Below are 18,198 nucleotides of genomic sequence, written 5' to 3'. Positions count from 1 at the left end.
CTTTCCGTGTCAAGGTCAAGCCGAGCTTTCCGTGTCAAGGTCAAGCCGAGCTTTCCGTGTCAGAGTCAAGCCTGACGCCTCAGCACTTTCTCGATCGCAGCGCGAATGGGTGACGACACAGAAGCGCCGCGAACCGTCGTCGCCAGGCTTCCCGCCGTGGCACCGAACTGCAGGGCGCGTTCCTGGTCCTGCGCCCACTCCACGGCGAAGGCCCCGGTGAAGGCATCGCCTGCGCCGGTGGTGTCCACGGGGGTCACGGCCGGGGAGTCGGCGTGAATTGTCTTCTCGCCCGACCTGAGATCCGCGCCGCCTGCCCCGAGCGTCGTGACGAGGTATCGGACGTGACCGGTGACCGCGGCCAACTGCTCCGACTCCGTCTGGTTGACGATCAGGATGTCGACAGACTCGATCAGGGCGCCCGGAAGGTCTTGTACCGGCGAAGGATTGAGGATGACGGTTGTTCCGTTGGCACGCGCGTGCTGGGCCGCTGCGGTGACCGTGTCGAGGGGTATTTCGAGTTGGCACAGGAGAACGTCGGCGTGTGCGATCGCGTCGAGGTCTGCATCGCACAACGAGGTGACCGAGGAATTGGCGCCTGAGACGACGATGATGTTGTTCTCCGCGTCCTCGCTCACGGTGATGGCGGCAACGCCACTCGGGCCGTCGACACTACGTAGCAATGCGGTGTCGACGCCGGCGCCTTCTAGCGTGTCTCGCAACTGGGTGCCGAAACCGTCGTCGCCGACCGCTCCGATGAACGACACGTCGCCTCCTGCCTTCGCGGCGGCGATGGCCTGATTACTGCCTTTGCCTCCCGCCGTGGTGGCAAAGGCAGTGCCGAGCAGCGTTTCTCCCGGAGCGGGAAATCTGGCTACTGAGGTGGTCAGGTCCATGTTGATACTGCCGACGACGACGATTCGAGGCGTACTCATACCTCGAGGCTATCGGCCTTCATTCTCTTTCGACGAACCTTGCGGATGATCCGACGTGCTTCCTCGTCGGTGGCGACGGAGGGCGGCGAACCGTCGAGTGGCTTGCGGGCCGTCTCGGGGATGAGCAGTACCGCGATACCGCCGATCACTGCGGCGATCATCATGTACATCGGCGCGACCAGGTTGCTGCCCGTTGCACTTTCGAGGGCAGTCAGCACCAGGGGAGTGGTTCCGCCGAAGATGGAGACCGCGAGGTTGTATCCGATTGCCAAGCCGCCGTACCTGATTCCGGTCGGGAACAGTGCGGGCAGCACCGACGGGAACACTCCGACGAACAGCAGGAGCAATCCGCCGAGAATTGCGAGTCCCAGGAAGACTGTCACGTAATTGCCGACGCCGATCAGCAGGTATGCGGGCAGGGAAAGGACGAAGAATCCGATGAAGCCGCTGAGCAGCAATGGTTTACGCCCGACTCGGTCCGAGAACTTTCCGACGTAGCTGATTCCCATCATCATCACGATCATGACGATGATCATCAGGATGAGTCCGTGGGATTCGTCGTAGCCCAACGTGTTTGTCAGGTACGTCGGCATGTAGCTGAGCAGGCCGTAGTGAGCGATGTTGTACGTGGCCACGAGAACGATGCACAGGACGAGCGGTCGCCAGTTGTCGACGAGAGTCTCGCGCAGTTTCTTGCCGGTGGATTCGTCTGCGAGGGAGCGCTCTTCGGCCTGCTCCATCATCTGGAACGCGGGGGTTTCTTCCAAGCGCAGACGGAGATACAGGCCGATGAGACCCAGCGGTCCGGCAATGAGGAAGGGGATGCGCCAGCCCCACTGGAGGAGGTCCTCGGCGCTGACGACGGTCTGGATGATCGTAACGATGCCCGCTGCCGCCACATATCCTGCCAGGGTGCCGAATTCGAGGAAGCTCGCGAAGAAGCCGCGCCGCTTGTCCGGCGCGTATTCGGCGACGAACGTACTGGCCCCGCCGTATTCACCGCCGGTGGAAAAGCCCTGCAGTAGGCGTAGGAGTACCAGCAGGATCGGGGCGGCGATACCGATGGATTCGTAGCTCGGGATGAGGCCGATGGCGAAGGTACTGCCCGCCATCAGAATGATGGTGGTGGCCAGGACTTTCTTGCGTCCGATGCGGTCACCGAGCGGACCGAAGAACAATCCGCCGAGTGGGCGGACGATGAAGGCTGCCGCAAAAATTGCAAAGGTGGAGAGGAGTTGAGCGCTGCCGCTCGCGTCCGGGAAGAACACTTTTCCGATAGTGGTAGCTAGATATGCGTAAACGCCGAAATCGAACCACTCCATGGCATTTCCGAGCATCGTCGCCTTCACAGCGCGCTTGACGGACGCATTGTCGGTGACGCAGACATCGGGTGATTCGGCCACTTCGAGAGCGCTGATCGAGTTCTCTGGTGTAGTCATGACATGCGCTCCCCAGCGCAATCATCGAACCGAGCGGGGCACGTACCTGATGCACGCATCTTTTCGTTGCCCACTCGCCGATGAGCCGGTCGGGAAATCGAGCGTCCGCGTGCCCTGTGGCTCGTTGCGACCCCCGTCGCACGGCTCTGGCCCGCGGCAGTGTCCGGAGCCCACAGGGCTCCGGACTACCGGCAAGTAAGACGCTTACGCTATCAAAGTTGTGCGCGGGCGCCGATTTTCGGGCTAGAAGGCGCGGGCGTACTGCGACGGGATATGTGGTCCTACCTCGGCGTTCAGTTCCCGGGCCGCCCGGCGCGCCCAGTAGGGATCACGCAGCAGCTCGCGGCCGAGGAGCACCGCCACTGCGCTTCCGTCCTCGACGATCTTCTCGGCCTGTTCGGGTTCGGTGATGAGGCCGACGGCGGCGGCCGGTAGCAGGGTCTCGTTCTGTAGCCGACGGGCGAACGGAACCTGGTATCCCGGTTCCACCGGAATCTGCGCCGCCGGTGAATTACCGCCGGTGGAGACGTCGACGAGGTCGACTCCGTAGTCGGAGAGGATGTTGGCGAGGGCAACGGTCTGATCGGCGGTCCAGCTGTCGACTTCCAGTCCGCGCTCTTCCGTCAGCCAATCCGTCGCCGAGACCCGGACGAAGAGCGGCAACTCGGCCGGCCACACCTCGCGGACGGCACTCAGGATTTCCAGGAGCAACCGAATGCGGTTCTCGAAGCTTCCGCCGTAGCGGTCAGTTCGCTTGTTGCTCTCGGGGGAGAGGAACTGATGGATCAGGTATCCGTGAGCCGCGTGAATTTCCACGACCTTGAATTCGGCCTTCAGTGCGCGGGTTGCCGCCGCTGCGAAGTTCGCGACGACCTTTTCGATGCCCTCGGTGGTGAGCTCGACCGGATCGGCGAGATGGCCGAACGGAACCGCGCTGGGAGCCACTGTCTGCCAGGACAGACGGTCATCGGCTGGCAGGCTCTTGCCTCCGCGCCACGGAACCTGCGTCGACGCTTTGCGTCCGGCGTGTGCCAGCTGGATCCCAGGCACTGCGCCGAAGTACGCGAGTTGTGCGTTGATCTCGGCGAAGGCTTGCGCCTGCGTGTCGTTCCAAATTCCCAGATCAGCTGCCGATATCCGGCCTTCGGGACTGACGGCCGTCGCCTCGGTGAGAATCAGGCCGGTGCCGCCGATCGCGCGGCTCACCAAGTGCGTGCGATGCCACTCGTTGGGCACTCCGACCTGGTCGCCGATGACGTCAGCCGAGTACTGGCACATCGGTGCCATCCAGACGCGGTTCGGGATGGTGACGCCGCGCAGGGTCAATGGCTCGAACAACACACTCACGGATGGCTCCTGACTCGAAGAAGAAGGTCGGAGGGTGCAACAGTGCCTCGCGCCGGAATTGTTCCCCGGCGGTCCGCCGAATTGTTCTCGGGCGGTCCGCCGAATTGTTCTCGGGCGGTCCGCCGAATTGTTCTCGGGTGGTCACAGCCTTGTTCCGCCGAGCAGGCCGCCACGGTGGGTGGTTAATGTGTATTCATGACCGCTGTGACATCCACCGCAGAAACCGTCGACTCGAATGCGTCCGACACCAAGGCCGTCGTGCACGACGCCGCCCGCCGAGCCCGTAAGGCCTCGCGCGTCCTGGCTCTGCTGACCACCGCGCAGAAGGACGCTGCGCTCCACAGCGCAGCCGACGCGGTACTCGCGGCCAGTGATCGGATTCTCGCGGCCAACGCTCTCGATATCGACGCCGCGAAGGCCGGCGGCACCGAGGAATCACTGCTCGACCGTCTTCGGCTGACCGCTGACCGGATCGAGGGCATCGCGTCGGGTTTGCGTCAGGTTGCCGGGCTACCCGATCCGATCGGTGAGGTGCTTCGTGGATCCACTCTGCCGAACGGCTTGGAACTACGCCAGCAGCGCGTTCCGCTCGGTGTCGTCGGCATGGTCTACGAGGCTCGCCCCAATGTTACCGTCGACGCTTTCGGGCTGACTCTCAAGTCGGGAAATGCTGCGCTGCTTCGTGGTTCGTCCTCGGCAGTCAAGTCCAACGAATCGTTGGTGGAGGCGCTGCGCGCGTCGTTGGTTGCTCAGGGCCTCCCCGAGGACTCCGTTCAACTTCTGCCGAGTGCGGATCGGTCGACGGTCACACACCTCATCCAGGCCCGCGGCCTCGTCGATGTGGTCATCCCGCGCGGCGGCGCCGGCTTGATCAGCGCAGTCGTGCGTGATGCCACCGTGCCCACCATCGAGACCGGTGTCGGCAACTGCCACGTCTACGTTCACTCGGCCGCCGATCTCCTGATGGCCGAGAAGATTCTTCTCAACTCCAAGACCCGTCGGCCCAGTGTCTGCAATACAGCCGAAACCGTGCTGGTCGACGCTGCGATCGCCGAGACCGCCGTGCCGAAGCTGCTTGAAGCGCTCCAGATGCACGACGTTGTAGTGCACGGTGATCTGCCGGGACTGGTCCCCGCCACCGAGGACGACTGGTCGAAGGAATACCTCACCCTCGACGTCGCTCTCAAGGTCGTCAAGGACTTGGACGCTGCCGTCGAGCACATCGACCAGTACGGAACGGGCCACACCGAAGCCATCGTGACGTCCGATCTCTCGGCTGCCCGCGAGTTCACCGCTCGCGTCGACGCCGCGGCAGTGATGGTCAACGCGTCGACTGCATTCACCGACGGTGAACAGTTCGGATTCGGCGCCGAGATCGGCATCTCCACCCAGAAACTGCACGCGCGCGGCCCCATGGGGCTGCCGGAACTGACGTCCACGAAGTGGATCGTCTGGGGCGACGGGCACACCCGACCCGCCTGATCTTTCACCAGACTTGCCCCACCTCTCAAGGAGTTAACCGTGGACCGAGCACTTCCCGACACGACGCCGTTCTTCTCGACCGTCGACGACGTGATCGAACGTCTGGCCGAAACCGGCTACCTGTCCGACAAGGCCACGGCCACCTCGGTGTTCCTGGCCGACCGCCTGGGCAAGCCGCTGCTCATCGAGGGCCCGGCCGGTGTCGGAAAGACAGAACTCGCCCGCGCGGTCGCGCAGACCACGGGTGCCGAACTGGTGCGTTTGCAGTGCTACGAGGGTGTCGACGAGGCTCGTGCGCTGTACGAGTGGAACCACGCGAAGCAGATCCTGCGCATCCAGTCCGGCTCCGACCACAGCTGGGATTCGACGAAGGCGGATGTGTTCTCGGAGGAGTTCCTGCTCGCACGTCCACTACTCAAGGCCATTCGCCGCGAGGACCCGACGGTGCTGTTGATCGACGAGACGGACAAGGCAGACGTCGAGATCGAGGGACTGCTCCTCGAAGTCCTCAGCGACTTCGCGGTCACCATCCCCGAGCTCGGAACCATCACCGCCACCCGCAAGCCCTTCACTGTGTTGACCTCGAATGCCACTCGCGAACTCTCCGAGGCACTCAAGCGTCGTTGCCTCTTCCTGCATCTCGACTTCCCGGACGCCGACCTCGAGCGCCGCATCCTCGCCAGTCGGGTGCCGGAACTGCCCGAAGCGATTGCCGAGCAGCTGGTCAACACCATTCGTGTTCTTCGCGGAATGCAGCTCAAGAAGGTCCCTTCGGTGTCGGAGACCATCGACTGGGGCCGCACACTCCTGGCTCTGGGCATGGACACTCTCGACGACGATGCCGTTCGCGCCACGCTCGGCGTGATACTCAAGCACCAGTCGGACCAGGTGCGTGCCGCCGCTGAACTTCGGCTGAACTGAGGTCTGACATGGCTCCCGCAGGATCGACGTCGCCGCTTTCGCCTGGCGGCCTGGCAGCGCCGCACGGGATTCCCGGTCACCTCGTCGATTTTGTCGAGGCGCTGCGACGACGCGGAATCATGGTCGGACCGTCCGAGACCGTCGACGCCGGTCAGGTCATGTCGGTTCTCGATCTGCTCGATCGTGAGGCTCTTCGTGAAGGGCTGGCGTGCTCGCTCCTGCGGAGGCCGACCCACCGGGCCACGTTCGATGCCGTCTTCGATCTGTGGTTCCCCAAAGCGATCGGTGACCGGGCGGTCGGAGACGTCGACGTGTCACTGCCGCGTAAGCCCGACGGTTCGATCGATCTGCAGGCCTTGCGTGAGCTGATCGCCGAATTGCTGACAGACGGCAGCGACGAGGCGATGGAGTTGACCGAACTTCTCACCGCGGCAATGGTCGAGGAACTCGGGCAGTACCAGTCGAGCAACGGCCCGTCGTTCTCCGCTTACCAGGCACTGCGCGACGTCGCGCCGGAGACTTTGCTCAACAAGATCCTGCAGGGTCTTCTCGGCAATCAAGAGGGTTCCGGGTCCGAAGGCAAGGACAACTCCGACTATCAATCCGAGGTCGCCAAGCGCACGGCAGCGCAGCGCATCGCGGACTTCCGCAAGATGGTCGAGAAGGAAACGCGTCGACGCACCGCTGAGAATCTGGGCAAGGAACGGGTCGCCACGTACGGCGTTCCGAAACTCGCCGAGGAAGTCGACTTCCTGCGGGCCTCCGACGCCGAACTCACCACGCTGAAGAAGAACGTCGCCCCCCTGGCTCGTCTGCTGGCCAGCCGTCTCGCTGTGCGTCGTAGCCGCTCCCGCGCGGGTTCGATCGACCTGCGTCGCACCTTGCGCAAGTCCATGTCGACGGGTGGAGTGCCTATCGATCTGGTGCAGCGCAAGCCGAAGCGAGCGCGGCCCGAACTTGTGGTGATGTGCGACGTATCCGGCTCGGTGGCAGGGTTCAGCCATTTCACCCTGCTGCTCGTCAACGCGTTGCGCGAGCAGTTCTCGCGCGTGCGGGTGTTCGCGTTCATCGACACGACCGACGAGGTCACGCGGTTCTTCGACTCGAACGCAGACCTCGGGTCCGCGATGTCACGGATGGTGCGTGAAGCCGAACTGATCACCTATGACGGCCACTCCGACTACGGACACGCTTTCGGTGTGTTCCAGGAGAAGTTCGCGCAGAGCATCACCAGTCGCACGTCGCTGTTGGTCCTGGGCGACGGTCGCAACAACTACCGCGACCCCAACCTCCAGTCGCTGTCGCAGATGGTGGCAGTAGCCAAGCACGCGCACTGGCTCAACCCTGAGCCGAAGGGGCAATGGGGGACGGGCGACTCCGCTGCAAAGGTCTACAACGAGGTCATCAGCATGCATGAGTGCCGCTCGGCCCAGCAGCTCGCTGAAGTCGTGTCCCGACTGCTGCCGGTCTGACCCGTAAGCTCGACACTCGTGCAGAAGGGACTATCGGTGGAACGTGCTCGACGCCTCGGAGTGATGGGTGGCACTTTCGACCCCATTCACCATGGGCACCTCGTTGCGGCCAGTGAGGTCGCCGACAGGTTCGGACTCGACGAAGTGATCTTCGTCCCCACCGGACGGCCCTGGCAGAAGCAGGGGAAGGGCGTTAGTCCTGCCGAGGACCGTTACCTCATGACGGTCATCGCCACCGCCTCCAACCCGCGGTTTTCCGTCTCTCGGGTCGACGTCGATCGTGAGAAAGTCACGTACACCGTGGACACACTGCGAGACCTCCGGGCCTACCACCCCGACGCCGAGCTCTTCTTCATCACCGGTGCCGATGCGCTGGCCAGCATCCTTTCCTGGCAAGATTGGGAAGAGTTGTTCGCATTGGCGAAGTTCGTCGGGGTATCGCGACCGGGTTTCGATCTCAATGCCGAACACCTGGCCGGTCACCTCGACACCATGCCCGCCGACGCGGTCACGTTGATAGAGATTCCGGCACTTGCCATTTCGTCGACCGAATGTCGGCGTCGGGCAAGTGAAGACCGCCCCGTCTGGTACCTGGTGCCGGACGGAGTGGTGCAGTACATCTCGAAGCGGAACCTGTATCGACCTGTCGACGCGGAGCGCCGCGACGGAGCTACAACGATGTCGGAGCCCGCGCCGGGGAAGTCGGAAGCAGTCCCGGGCGCAACCGACTCGAGCTAGCCGAGAACTAAAAACACGTTCTCGCTTGCCGAGAACAATATGTATTTTCTGAAGACGAAACTGGAGAACATCGAGTGAGCGCAAACACCGAAGCCATCGACATGGCACGCATCGCGGCCCTGGCAGCCGACGAGAAGCTGGCCACCGAAGTGGTGGTGCTCGATGTGTCCGAACAGCTTGTCATCACGGACTGCTTCGTGATCGCGTCCGCGACCAACGAGCGTCAGGTCAACTCGATCGTCGAGAACATCGAGGATCGCCTCCGCGAAGCCGGACACAAGCCTGTCCGTCGTGAAGGTACCCGCGAGGGCCGCTGGGCACTGCTCGACTACGCCGACATCGTCGTCCACGTCCAGCACGACGAGGAGCGCAACTTCTACGCTCTCGATCGCCTGTGGAAGGACTGCCCGACGGTCGAGGTCGAAGGTCTCGGACAGAACCGTCCCGGCCCCGCCGACGCCAACACGGTGTTCGAGACCGACACGGTTTCCGAGCCGGACGCGCAGGATCCCTCGCTGTGACTTCATCGGCGCCCAGTGCGGCGTCGAACCCTGTCCGCCGACTCATCCTGCTACGTCACGGACAGACCGAATACAACGCCGACTCTCGGATGCAGGGGCAACTCGACACCGATCTGTCGGAGTTGGGGCGTACCCAGGCCAAGAGTGCAGGTCCGGTGATCGCCGATCGCAAGCCGTTGACGATCGTGTCCTCGGATCTGCGTCGGGCGTACTTCACGGCCGTCGCTGTCGGTGATGCCGCCGGACTTCCGGTCCTCACCGACACGCGTCTGCGTGAGACACACCTGGGCGAATGGCAGGGCCTGACCCATCACGACGTCGACGAGCGCACTCCCGGTGTGCGATCTGCCTGGCGGGCAGATGCCACGTTGGCGCCGCCCGGCGGTGAAAGCCGAATCGACGTCGCTAATCGCAGCCTTCCCGTAGTTCACGAACTACTCCAGACGCACCCGGACTGGGCCGAGAGGCCCGTGGTTCTGGTGGCGCACGGAGGTTTGATCGCGGCACTGACAGCGGCATTGCTCGACCTGCCCATCGATCGCTGGGCCGTCCTCGGCGGATTGGGAAACACCAGTTGGGTGCAACTCAGCGGACATGGTGACGTCAAGTCGATCGAGTGGCGACTCGACGTATGGAATGCTTCTGCGAGTGTCGCAAATGACGTCCTCTGAAAGTGCCGACGGGCAGCGCCCCGTCCTCCTCGTGCTCGCGGATTCGCTGTCGTATTTCGGCCCCAAAGGCGGCCTCGCGGCAGATCATCCACGTATCTGGCCCAACATCGTGGCCGACGAACTCGGCTGGGATGTCGAGTTGGTCGCGCGTATCGGCTGGACGTGCCGCGACGCGTGGTGGGCACTGACTCAGGATCCTCGTGTGTGGGCGGCGGTGCCGCGGGCCGGCGCCGTCGTGTTCGCGGTCGGCGGTATGGACTCGCTGCCGTCCCCATTGCCTACCGCGCTCCGCGAGACCATCCGCTACGTTCGGCCTCCGGCGCTTCGACGCGTGGTGCGCGAGGGCTATCAGTGGCTGCAGCCGCGGCTTGCACCTCTGGGCCGCCCGGTCGCCCTTCCTCCCAAGCTGAGCGTCGAGTATTTGGAAAGCTCGCGAAACGCGTTGGAGTACATGCGGCCGGAACTGCCGATGATCGCGACCCTGCCGTCGGTGCACCGCAGCGATGCCTACGCGAGCGTGCACGCCGGCCGGCCGGCCGCGGTGTCCGCGATCACCGAGTGGGCAACGGAGAAAGACGTTCCCGTGGTCGACCTCGCGGATGCAGTGCGAGACAACGTCTTTTCCGAGAACGGCAATCCCGACGGTATCCACTGGGGTTGGGACGGTCACGTCGGCGTAGCCCGCGCGATGATCGCTGCGATTCGCGGGGTGGAGTCGAAGAAAGTGGTTTCGCCGCAACTCGTATCACCGCCGAGCGAAGTCGGGTAGCAGAATGCCGGTCGTCGTCGTCACGGATTCCTCCGCCTGCATCCCGCAGGAGTCGGCCGACGCATGTGGCATTCAGGTGGTTCCCCTCCATGTGCTCCGTGACGGCTGCGACTTGCGTGAGGGTGTCGACGCAATGCCGAACGATCTGTCGGGAGTGACAACGGCCGGAGCGTCGCCCGCCGAGTTGTCCGAAGCGTACGCACGCGCCCTGGAGATGAGCGACGGTGACGGTGTCCTCGCCATTCATATTTCACGTCAGCTCTCGGGAACGTGGGAAGCCGGACGAGTCGCTGCCCAGGAGTTCGGTGGCGCGGTCCGGATCGTCGATTCACAGTCCGCCGGAATGGGTTTGGGATATCCCGCTCTCGAAGCTGCACGCTTGGCCGAGAAGGGTGCCTCACTCGAAGAGGCGTACGGCCGGGCGGTCGACGTCGCAAGCCGTGGGCGCTGCTACATCGTCGTCGACAAACTTGATCAGTTGCGCCGGGGCGGACGAATCGGAACCGCGGCTGCGTTGCTGGGTACTGCATTGGCGATGAAGCCGATCCTGCATCTGGTGGACGGCAAGCTCGTGCTCGGCGAGAAAACACGCACCACCACCAAAGCGCTTGCACGCTTGGTGGATTCGGCAGTCGAACGCGCCGGTCTCGGTCGTGTGGCGATAGCCGTGCATCACATGCGAGCACGAGAGCGCGCGGACGGGATAGCCGAACAGTTGGCCGAGCGCATTCCCGATGTAGCGGAATCCGTGGTCACCGACTTCAGTGCGGTTATCGGAGCGCACGTCGGAGTCGGCGCGATCGGTGTTGTGGTGTGTCCGCTACCGGACATCGACATGACGATCGACGCGAGCGCCTGATCGTTTCTCCACAACCCTGGAGTTCTCCACAGATTGAAATTGTTCGTCGTTGGTGGCGAGGTCTCTCGTTATCGTCCAGTCATGAGGATCAGCGAGGAGCGCGAGCGGGCGCGTGATCGCCTCGCGGCGATGGACGGCAACTACAGGCGGCGACATGAGGACGTCGACGAATTCGAGGATTCAGCGTCTTTCGAGAGATCCCCGGAGTGGCTTCAGGACTACGACGCGGACGAATGCGAAGCTCAACCCGACGCCTCTAGGTTCGATCGGCTGCCCGAGCGTTGGCGCGGAACACGTTGGCGCCCGAGCCGATCGGCGACCGGGGTGTTGGCGATCGTTGCAGTTCTGGCCACGGCGATCGGCTTGTTCGCCGTGTGGTGGGATTCTCCGAGTATGCAGGCGGTCCCACCGTTGCCCTCGCCCCAGAATGTCACGGCGCAGAATGTCGCTGCTGACGATGGTGAATCAGTCGGTCCCGTACCTACCGGCGTCGTACCAGAGCAGCCGCCTCAGGCTCTGGTGGTCAGTGTCGTCGGACTCGTGCGCACGCCGGGGCTTGTCAACCTACCTCCGGGCTCGCGCATTGCCGACGCGCTCGCCGCGGCAGGCGGCCTGCTCGACGGCGCGGAGACGGTGGGCCTGAACCTTGCTCAGAAGCTTGCCGATGGTGATCAGATCGTGGTGGGTGCGGCCGATCAGTCCGGTGGTGTTTCAGCGAGTTCGAGTACCACTGCAGGAGGGGCCCGCCCCGCCGCTGCGGGGGAGTCCGGCGGGACTGGGCTGGTGAACCTCAATACCGCCACCGAGGCCGAACTGGACGATCTTCCCGGGGTAGGGCCGGTAACGGCTGCGGCGATCATCTCCTGGCGCACTTCCAACGGAAAATTCACGGACATAGAACAATTGGGGGAAGTCGACGGGATCGGCCCGGCAAGGTTGGCGAAGCTTCGAGTGCTGGTGTCGGTGTGAACGAACCGGAAGCCTCGCCGGTCCTTGACGCTCGACTGCTTCTGTCGGCCGTCGCAGTGTGGGGGAGCAGCGCGGTGGGGATCTTGTACGGTGCGACCACTGCGTGGGTACTGGCAGTGGCATGTGCGGTTCCAGCGGCAATCCTCAGCTGCGTGGTTGTGCGCCGGACATCTGCAGGGTGGTCACGAATCATGTTGGCGGCATTACTATTCGGTACCGGATGCAGTGTCGTCAGCGGATGGCGGGCGTTCGAGGCGGAGAGTCACCCACTGACCCGAGCTGCCCTCGAAGGAGCCTGGGTGAGTGTCGAAGTGGAACCCACTGAGGATCCGCACGTGGTCGCCGGCGCGGCGGGCCAAGGGCAGGTCTTCTTCAGGGCAACCGTCAATTCTGTGGCTTCACATAACCACAGGTACTCCGGTGGCGGCTTGGTCACCATCCGGGCACCCGGTTCGTCGTGGCTCGAAGTTGTTCCAGGGCAGAGCCTCACGGTTCGCGGCCGGGCGAGTCGGCCTTGGCGTAGCGATTCCACGCTCGCCGTGATCACATCCGAAGGGCCTCCAGTCGCGGTGGGAGACGTGCCCTGGTACCAGCGATGGGCGAGCGTGGTGCGCACTCGTTTCGCCGCTGCGTGCTCGGCTGCGCTCCCGCCGGATCAGGCAGGTCTGCTGCCTGGCCTCGTCGTCGGAGACACGTCGGCGTTGTCTCCGGTGGTGAAGGACAACTTCACCGTTGCCGGGCTTTCCCATCTCACCGCGGTATCCGGCGCCAACATCAGCATTCTGCTCGGGGCCGTTCTGCTGTTGGTCAGAGCAGCGGCGCTGAGTCCGCGGGTCGGGGCCGTCTTGGCACTGATGGCCCTCGTTGCATTTGCTGTCGTCGCGAGGCCGTCGCCGAGTGTTCTGCGTGCGTCGGTGATGGGCCTGATCGCCCTGCTCAGCTTGGTCGTCGGTCGTCGTAAACAGGCGCTGCCTGCTCTTGCCGCCGCCGTCATCGTTCTGGTTGTCGTGATGCCCGAGCTTGCCGTCGACTGGGGATTTGCGCTGTCGACCACGGCCACGGGTGCACTGGTGATCATTGCCCCCGTGTGGGTGGATGTCCTCCATCGACGAGGTTGGCCTCGATGGCTCGCGGAGATGACAGCCGTCTCCAGTGCCGCGTTTGTCGTGACTGCACCGTTGGTGGGCGCCATGGCGGGAACATTCAGTGTCGTCACGATTGCCGCGAACATGGCAGTAGCTCCCGTGATCGGAATTATCACGGTGTTCGGTGCGGTGATTGCCCTGTGCGCGCTTATCAGTCCATCGATTGCCGTGTTCATTGCTCCGCTCGTCCGGCCTCCGATGGGGTGGCTGCTGTACGTGTCCGAGTGGACCGCGTCACTTCCGGGAGCGTCGGTGGCGGTACCGGCAGGAATGATCGGTGCTCTTGTCATCGCGGGCGTCTTACTGGCCGTAGCGCTGGCGCTGTGGAATCGGATTTCGCGGCTGGTGGTCGGCGTTCTCGTGCTGGGTGTCGTTCTGGCCCTGATCTTTCAACACGTGTTCGGGGGTGGTCGTATTGCTCCGGGGTGGGTAGTGGTCATGTGCGACGTCGGTCAAGGGGACGGTCTCGTGCTCGCGACCGGCGACGACAGAGCAGTTGTCATCGATGTCGGTCCTGATCCCACTTCGATGGATCGTTGTCTGAACATGTTGGGTGTCAGCGACATCGCGTTGCTCGTGATCAGTCACTTTCACGCCGATCACATCGGAGGATTGGAAGCAGTTCTGGGTGGGCGTTCGGTCACCGCGATAGGGGTGGGTTCGATGTTGTTGCCGGAGTCGGGTTTTCGATCGGTCAAGAGTGCTGCCGATTCTCACGACATTCCGGTCGTCTCGTTGCGGGCGGGTGCAGAGCTGACATTGGGATCGGTGAACATGGAGGTTCTCGGACCGTTGGTTCCAGAGCCCCGCGATTCCGTCGACGCCGCGGATGCTGCCAACGATCAGTCGCTGGTGGTGATGGCGCACACGGAGGCGGGTCGAATTCTGTTGACGGGTGACGCCGAAGTTGCGGGGGAGGAGGCTATTCCCCGATCGGGAACGGACGTGAAGGCGGAAGTGTTGAAGCTGCCCCATCACGGTTCCCGGACCACGTCGTCGGCATTTCTGGAAGCGGTGCGTCCGAGGTTGACGATGATCAGCGTCGGCGCCGGCAACAGTTTCGGACACCCGATTGCTGAGGTTCTCGACGAACTGGATTCGTTGGGCGGGGCGGTGGTTCGGACGGACGTCGACGGCACTGTCGCGGTGTACGGCGGGGGCGGCGGGTCTGTGTCGATCGTGTCGGTTCCTCGTGGGACCATCTTCGGGTGAGTAATCCGTCTGGAGTCGATCCGCTGCATCTTGTTCTGGGGGACGACGAGTTCCTCATCGACCGCACGGTGTCGCAGCTCATCAGAGCCGTCCGCGGTGATCGCGGCCAGGGTATTTCGGATCTCCCGGTGACGAAGATGCGTGCGGGCGACACCAATGCTCCTGAGTTGGCTGAGCTGCTGAGCCCCTCTCTTTTTGCCGAAGATCGTGTGATCGTCTTGGAATCGGCTGCAGAAGCAGGCAAGGATGCCGTAGCTCTTGTTCTCGAGGCTGCGCGTGAGCCTGCGGAAGGTGTCGTTCTGATCGTCGTGCACTCGGGCGGTGGTCGCGCGAAGGCGTTGGCGCCGGCGCTCGAGAAGCTTGGCGCGACGGTGCACAGCTGCGGAAAACTGAACAAGAGCCAGCTTGTCGACTTCGTTCGCGGTGAGTTCCGGACCGCAGACGTCAGGGTTGCGCCAGATGCGATCGCCGCGATGATCGAAAGTGTCGGCTCCAACCTCCGTGAACTTGCATCGGCCTGCTCACAATTGGCGGCGGATACCGGCGGCAAGATCGACGTCGAAGCGGTCCACAAGTACTACTCGGGCAAGGCCGAGGTCTCCGGCTTCGACGTGGCCGACAAGGTCATCGTCGGTGATACCCGGGGTGCACTCGAGGCACTCCGGTGGGCCGATCAGATCGGAACTGCCCATGTTCTGCTCGCGGATGCCCTCGCCGACGCAGTCCACACGATCGCGAAGGTCGGCCCGTTTGCCCGGGGCGGTGACCCGTTCCGGTTGGCGTCGGATCTCGGGATGCCGCCGTGGAAGGTCAAGAAGGCGATCAAGGAGGTCGGCGGCTGGGATCCCACGTCGATCGGCGCTGCGATGCAGATCGTCGCCGCCCTCAACGCCGACGTGAAGGGCGCCGCAGTCGACTCGTCCTTCGCCCTGGAGATGGCAGTGCGGAAAGTGTGTGCGTTGCGGAAGAACTGAGAACAACGTGGCCTACTGCGCGGCCGGCCAGAAGGAGTCCGATGACAGTGGCGGCCGCGGCCTCACCCGTCCGGTAGTCGAGGCGTTTCACGCAGGCTTGCTCCAACTGAGTGTGCGGAATGGCCTGAGGCCGTGTCGTTGGTTCACCTGTTCTGATGTCGGTCACTCGTAGTGAGTCGTGCGGCACCGGATTCACCACACTGCCGCAGACAATTGTTTCTTGGCCGACGCTGTCCACCGGCACCTTCACGGTGGTGAGAAGCGCTCGTCCAACGGCGAGAAACGCCAGAACCGCAACGAGTGAACACATCACGCCGAAGAAGATCCGGAATTCGCTACGTGGCCTGCGCCTCCACCATCCGTAGCTTGCGGCACCTCCGACGACTGCAACCGTCGATGATTCCCACCAACGAGGGATTCCCAGGGCGGCCAATACGCCGAAAGCGACGACCGCCCAGAAGGCAGTCGTGAACAACCAGCTGCGAGGGCGTCTCCCGTGCCCGTTGACCGCCATCATCAGATGGTTGCAGCCCGGTCCACATATTCGGTGCAAGACATGGATGTGATCCGATTGAAGACGCAAAATAGCCGCCTGGTCTTTCGACCTGGCGGCTATCGAGACGAACCAGTATGACGGCGAACCGTCACAGTGAAAACGTCAGAGCTTGTTGGCAGCCTGCGAGAGTGCAGACTTCTTGTTGGCAGCCTGGTTGGCGTGAATGACGCCCTTGCTGGCTGCCTTGTCGAGCTTGCGGCTGGTGGAGACGAGGAGCTCGTTGGCCTTGTCCTTGTCACCGGCTGCCGCAGCCTCGCGGAATGAACGGATCGCGGTACGCAGCGAGGACTTCACCGACTGGTTACGGAGTCGGGCCGCCTCGTTGGTACGGATTCGCTTCACCTGGGACTTGATGTTGGCCACGCGTAAAATCCTTGTCGTCTTTAGCTGGTTACGGTCGAGAAAGCTGTGGGCGCAGTGATGCACCGACTGGCAAGATTACCAGCCGAGGGCCCAAGAACCCAAACCGTCGCACGTTGCGTCTGTCGAGAAGGGTACACCGAGCGCCCGAACTCTCGCCGCGCTGCCGAATAGCCGCACTTGTAGCAGCATGTTGCCCTATGACGCCGCCGCCTTCGAAAAGTTCGAGTAAAACAGGTTCGACCACCACCCGAGCGCGTCCCGCCGCAGTGTTCGACGGATATTCAGACATCGGTCGCTACGAGTTGGCTTTCGACGAGATGTTCGAGCCCGACGGCTCGGTGCGTGCTCCGTACAAGGGCGTCTTCAAAGCCCTGGCGCCGACGAGCAGTGCCGACCTCGCCGCGCGTGCCGACGCGCTCGGACGCGCATTCATCGACCAGGGCGTGACATTCTCGCTGTCCGGGCAGGAACGGCCGTTTCCATTGGATCTGGTGCCGCGGGTCATTGCCGCGCAGGAGTGGTCGCGGCTGGAAAAGGGCATCAAGCAGCGTGTGAAGGCGCTCGAGTTGTTTCTCGCGGACATTTACGGCGAGCAGCGAATCCTGCGTGATCACGTGCTGCCGCGCCGTCTGGTCACCTCGTGTGAGCACTTCCACCGCGAAGCGGCCGGCATCGTGCCGCCTAATGGTGTGCGAATCCACGTCGCCGGTATCGACCTGGTTCGTGACGAGGCCGGGGAGTTCCGAGTTCTCGAGGACAACCTGCGATCTCCGTCCGGCGTCTCCTATGTGATGGAAAACCGTCGCACCATGACTCGGGTGTTCCCGGATCTGTTCATGTCCCACAAGGTGAGGGCGGTCGGTGATTACGCAACACACCTGCTGAGAGCGCTGCGCGCGGGTGCTGCACTCAACGAAGCGGACCCAACAGTGGTTGTTCTCACACCAGGTATTGCCAACTCGGCTTATTTCGAGCACTCGCTGCTCGCTCGTCAGATGGGCGTGGAACTCGTCGAAGGTCGCGACCTGTTCTGCCGCGACAACATGGTCTACATGCGCACGACGGAAGGTGAGCGCCAGGTTGACGTCATCTATCGCCGCATCGACGACGAGTACCTCGACCCGATGCACTTCCGCCCGGATTCGATTCTCGGCGTCGCCGGCCTACTGAATGCGGCGCGAGCGGGCAACGTGGTGATCTCGAGTGCCGTCGGCAACGGAGTCGGTGACGACAAGCTGGTCTACACCTACGTTCCGCAGATCATCGACTACTACCTCGGTGAGAAGCCGCTCTTGCAGAACGTAGACACGTTCCGTTGTTGGTTGGACGAGGAGTGCGAGCAAGTCCTCGACCGGGTCGCGGAACTGGTCATCAAGCCGGTGGAAGGGTCCGGCGGCTACGGAATCGTCTTCGGGCCCGACGCGAGCCCCAAGGAACTGGCCGCGATCACCCGCAAGATCAAGGCGGACCCACGCGGGTGGATCGCGCAGCCTCTCGTGCAGTTGTCCACGGTGCCGACCAAGATCGACGACGTTCTCTCCCCGCGCCATGTGGACTTGCGGCCCTTTGCCGTCAACGACGGCGAAGACGTGTGGGTGTTGCCCGGCGGCCTGACCCGGGTGGCGCTTCCGGAAGGTTCGCTGGTGGTCAACTCCAGCCAGGGCGGCGGAAGCAAGGACACATGGGTGCTTGCGAGCCGCACCTCACACGAGGACCCGGAGCTGTCCGGCGAGGAGTTGGTGTCCGAGCCTCCGGAATCCGCGGAACCGGTGCAGGGGCCGGAGCTGAGTACCTCACAACAACAGCAGCAGCAACAGTGAATTCCTCT

16 protein-coding genes are annotated in these 18,198 nt (G+C 63.4%); 12 read left to right on the top strand and 4 right to left on the bottom strand.

Annotated features, from left to right (window positions below; all coding sequences use genetic code 11):
- Window positions 1-65: 65 nt before the first annotated feature.
- From ACSW29_RS28365 to ACSW29_RS28355, 3 genes are all read right to left on the bottom strand, one after another.
- Window positions 66-932, bottom strand: coding sequence for a ribokinase (locus ACSW29_RS28365; protein WP_448278887.1), 867 nt, complete (start codon window positions 930-932; stop codon window positions 66-68).
- A complete protein-coding gene (locus tag ACSW29_RS28360; RefSeq protein WP_317826183.1) occupies window positions 929-2,371 on the bottom strand; it encodes an MFS transporter in 1,443 nt (480 codons plus the stop codon). The genes ACSW29_RS28365 and ACSW29_RS28360 overlap by 4 nt, the downstream gene beginning before the upstream one ends.
- A 243-nt stretch (window positions 2,372-2,614) precedes the next feature.
- Window positions 2,615-3,718 carry an NADH:flavin oxidoreductase/NADH oxidase gene (locus tag ACSW29_RS28355; protein WP_347874097.1) on the bottom strand — a complete coding sequence of 368 codons (1,104 nt, stop codon included), beginning with the start codon at window positions 3,716-3,718 and terminating at the stop codon, window positions 2,615-2,617.
- A 195-nt stretch (window positions 3,719-3,913) separates the two neighbouring features.
- On the opposite strand from ACSW29_RS28355, the gene ACSW29_RS28350 reads away from it, so the two are divergent.
- The 11 genes from ACSW29_RS28350 to holA all read left to right on the top strand — a co-directional run bounded on the left by ACSW29_RS28350 (window position 3,914) and on the right by holA (window position 15,451).
- Window positions 3,914-5,200 carry a glutamate-5-semialdehyde dehydrogenase gene (locus tag ACSW29_RS28350; protein ID WP_448278886.1) on the top strand — a complete coding sequence of 429 codons (1,287 nt, stop codon included), beginning with the start codon at window positions 3,914-3,916 and terminating at the stop codon, window positions 5,198-5,200.
- 39 nt (window positions 5,201-5,239) lie between these two features.
- Window positions 5,240-6,121, top strand: a complete 882-nt coding sequence (locus tag ACSW29_RS28345; protein WP_230813952.1) for an AAA family ATPase — start codon at window positions 5,240-5,242, stop codon at window positions 6,119-6,121.
- 8 nt (window positions 6,122-6,129) lie between these two features.
- Window positions 6,130-7,593, top strand: coding sequence for a vWA domain-containing protein (locus tag ACSW29_RS28340; protein ID WP_317826187.1), 1,464 nt, complete (start codon window positions 6,130-6,132; stop codon window positions 7,591-7,593).
- A gap of 18 nt (window positions 7,594-7,611) precedes the next feature.
- The gene (nadD, locus tag ACSW29_RS28335; protein WP_269590744.1) at window positions 7,612-8,331 is read left to right on the top strand and encodes a nicotinate-nucleotide adenylyltransferase; all 720 of its coding nucleotides are present in this window, start codon (window positions 7,612-7,614) and stop codon (window positions 8,329-8,331) included.
- A gap of 74 nt (window positions 8,332-8,405) precedes the next feature.
- Window positions 8,406-8,852 (top strand): ribosome silencing factor, encoded by a 447-nt coding sequence (rsfS, locus tag ACSW29_RS28330; RefSeq protein ID WP_003944502.1) that lies wholly within the window; start codon window positions 8,406-8,408, stop codon window positions 8,850-8,852.
- Window positions 8,849-9,523 carry a histidine phosphatase family protein gene (locus ACSW29_RS28325; protein ID WP_269590745.1) on the top strand — a complete coding sequence of 225 codons (675 nt, stop codon included), beginning with the start codon at window positions 8,849-8,851 and terminating at the stop codon, window positions 9,521-9,523. Before rsfS ends, ACSW29_RS28325 begins: the two co-directional genes overlap by 4 nt.
- Window positions 9,510-10,292, top strand: coding sequence for a diglucosylglycerate octanoyltransferase (gene octT / locus ACSW29_RS28320; protein WP_019749052.1), 783 nt, complete (start codon window positions 9,510-9,512; stop codon window positions 10,290-10,292). The genes ACSW29_RS28325 and octT overlap by 14 nt, the downstream gene beginning before the upstream one ends.
- 4 nt (window positions 10,293-10,296) lie before the next feature.
- A complete protein-coding gene (locus ACSW29_RS28315) occupies window positions 10,297-11,151 on the top strand; it encodes a DegV family protein (RefSeq protein WP_230814123.1) in 855 nt (284 codons plus the stop codon).
- A gap of 81 nt (window positions 11,152-11,232) precedes the next feature.
- Complete coding sequence (locus ACSW29_RS28310; RefSeq protein WP_347874095.1) at window positions 11,233-12,120, top strand: ComEA family DNA-binding protein; 888 nt, start codon at window positions 11,233-11,235, stop codon at window positions 12,118-12,120.
- Window positions 12,117-14,477, top strand: coding sequence for a ComEC/Rec2 family competence protein (locus ACSW29_RS28305; protein WP_448278885.1), 2,361 nt, complete (start codon window positions 12,117-12,119; stop codon window positions 14,475-14,477). Before ACSW29_RS28310 ends, ACSW29_RS28305 begins: the two co-directional genes overlap by 4 nt.
- Complete coding sequence (gene holA / locus ACSW29_RS28300) at window positions 14,474-15,451, top strand: DNA polymerase III subunit delta (protein ID WP_230813940.1); 978 nt, start codon at window positions 14,474-14,476, stop codon at window positions 15,449-15,451. Before ACSW29_RS28305 ends, holA begins: the two co-directional genes overlap by 4 nt.
- A 658-nt stretch (window positions 15,452-16,109) precedes the next feature.
- Here holA and rpsT read toward each other — a convergent pair.
- Complete coding sequence (rpsT, locus tag ACSW29_RS28295; RefSeq protein ID WP_003944567.1) at window positions 16,110-16,370, bottom strand: 30S ribosomal protein S20; 261 nt, start codon at window positions 16,368-16,370, stop codon at window positions 16,110-16,112.
- Between the two features lie 197 nt (window positions 16,371-16,567).
- Between rpsT and ACSW29_RS28290 the strand changes: the two genes are divergently transcribed.
- Window positions 16,568-18,190, top strand: coding sequence for a circularly permuted type 2 ATP-grasp protein (locus ACSW29_RS28290; protein ID WP_230813938.1), 1,623 nt, complete (start codon window positions 16,568-16,570; stop codon window positions 18,188-18,190).
- Window positions 18,191-18,198: the final 8 nt, after the last annotated feature.

Source organism: Rhodococcus sp. GB-02, from assembly GCF_053470465.1.
The sequence above is the reverse complement of the archived record's forward strand: the minus strand, read 5'-3'. Positions and strand labels throughout refer to the sequence as shown.

What these genes read in the sequence shown, in the direction of transcription:
- ACSW29_RS28350 (WP_448278886.1), top strand. Translation starts at nt 3,914, where the DNA reads ATGACCGCTGTGACATCCACCGCAGAAACCGTCGACTCGAATGCGTCC.
- ACSW29_RS28310 (WP_347874095.1), top strand. Translation starts at nt 11,233, where the DNA reads ATGAGGATCAGCGAGGAGCGCGAGCGGGCGCGTGATCGCCTCGCGGCG.
- ACSW29_RS28360 (WP_317826183.1), bottom strand. Translation starts at nt 2,371, where the DNA reads ATGACTACACCAGAGAACTCGATCAGCGCTCTCGAAGTGGCCGAATCA.
- ACSW29_RS28365 (WP_448278887.1), bottom strand. Translation starts at nt 932, where the DNA reads ATGAGTACGCCTCGAATCGTCGTCGTCGGCAGTATCAACATGGACCTG.
- ACSW29_RS28340 (WP_317826187.1), top strand. Translation starts at nt 6,130, where the DNA reads ATGGCTCCCGCAGGATCGACGTCGCCGCTTTCGCCTGGCGGCCTGGCA.
- ACSW29_RS28290 (WP_230813938.1), top strand. Translation starts at nt 16,568, where the DNA reads ATGACGCCGCCGCCTTCGAAAAGTTCGAGTAAAACAGGTTCGACCACC.
- octT (WP_019749052.1), top strand. Translation starts at nt 9,510, where the DNA reads ATGACGTCCTCTGAAAGTGCCGACGGGCAGCGCCCCGTCCTCCTCGTG.
- ACSW29_RS28315 (WP_230814123.1), top strand. Translation starts at nt 10,297, where the DNA reads ATGCCGGTCGTCGTCGTCACGGATTCCTCCGCCTGCATCCCGCAGGAG.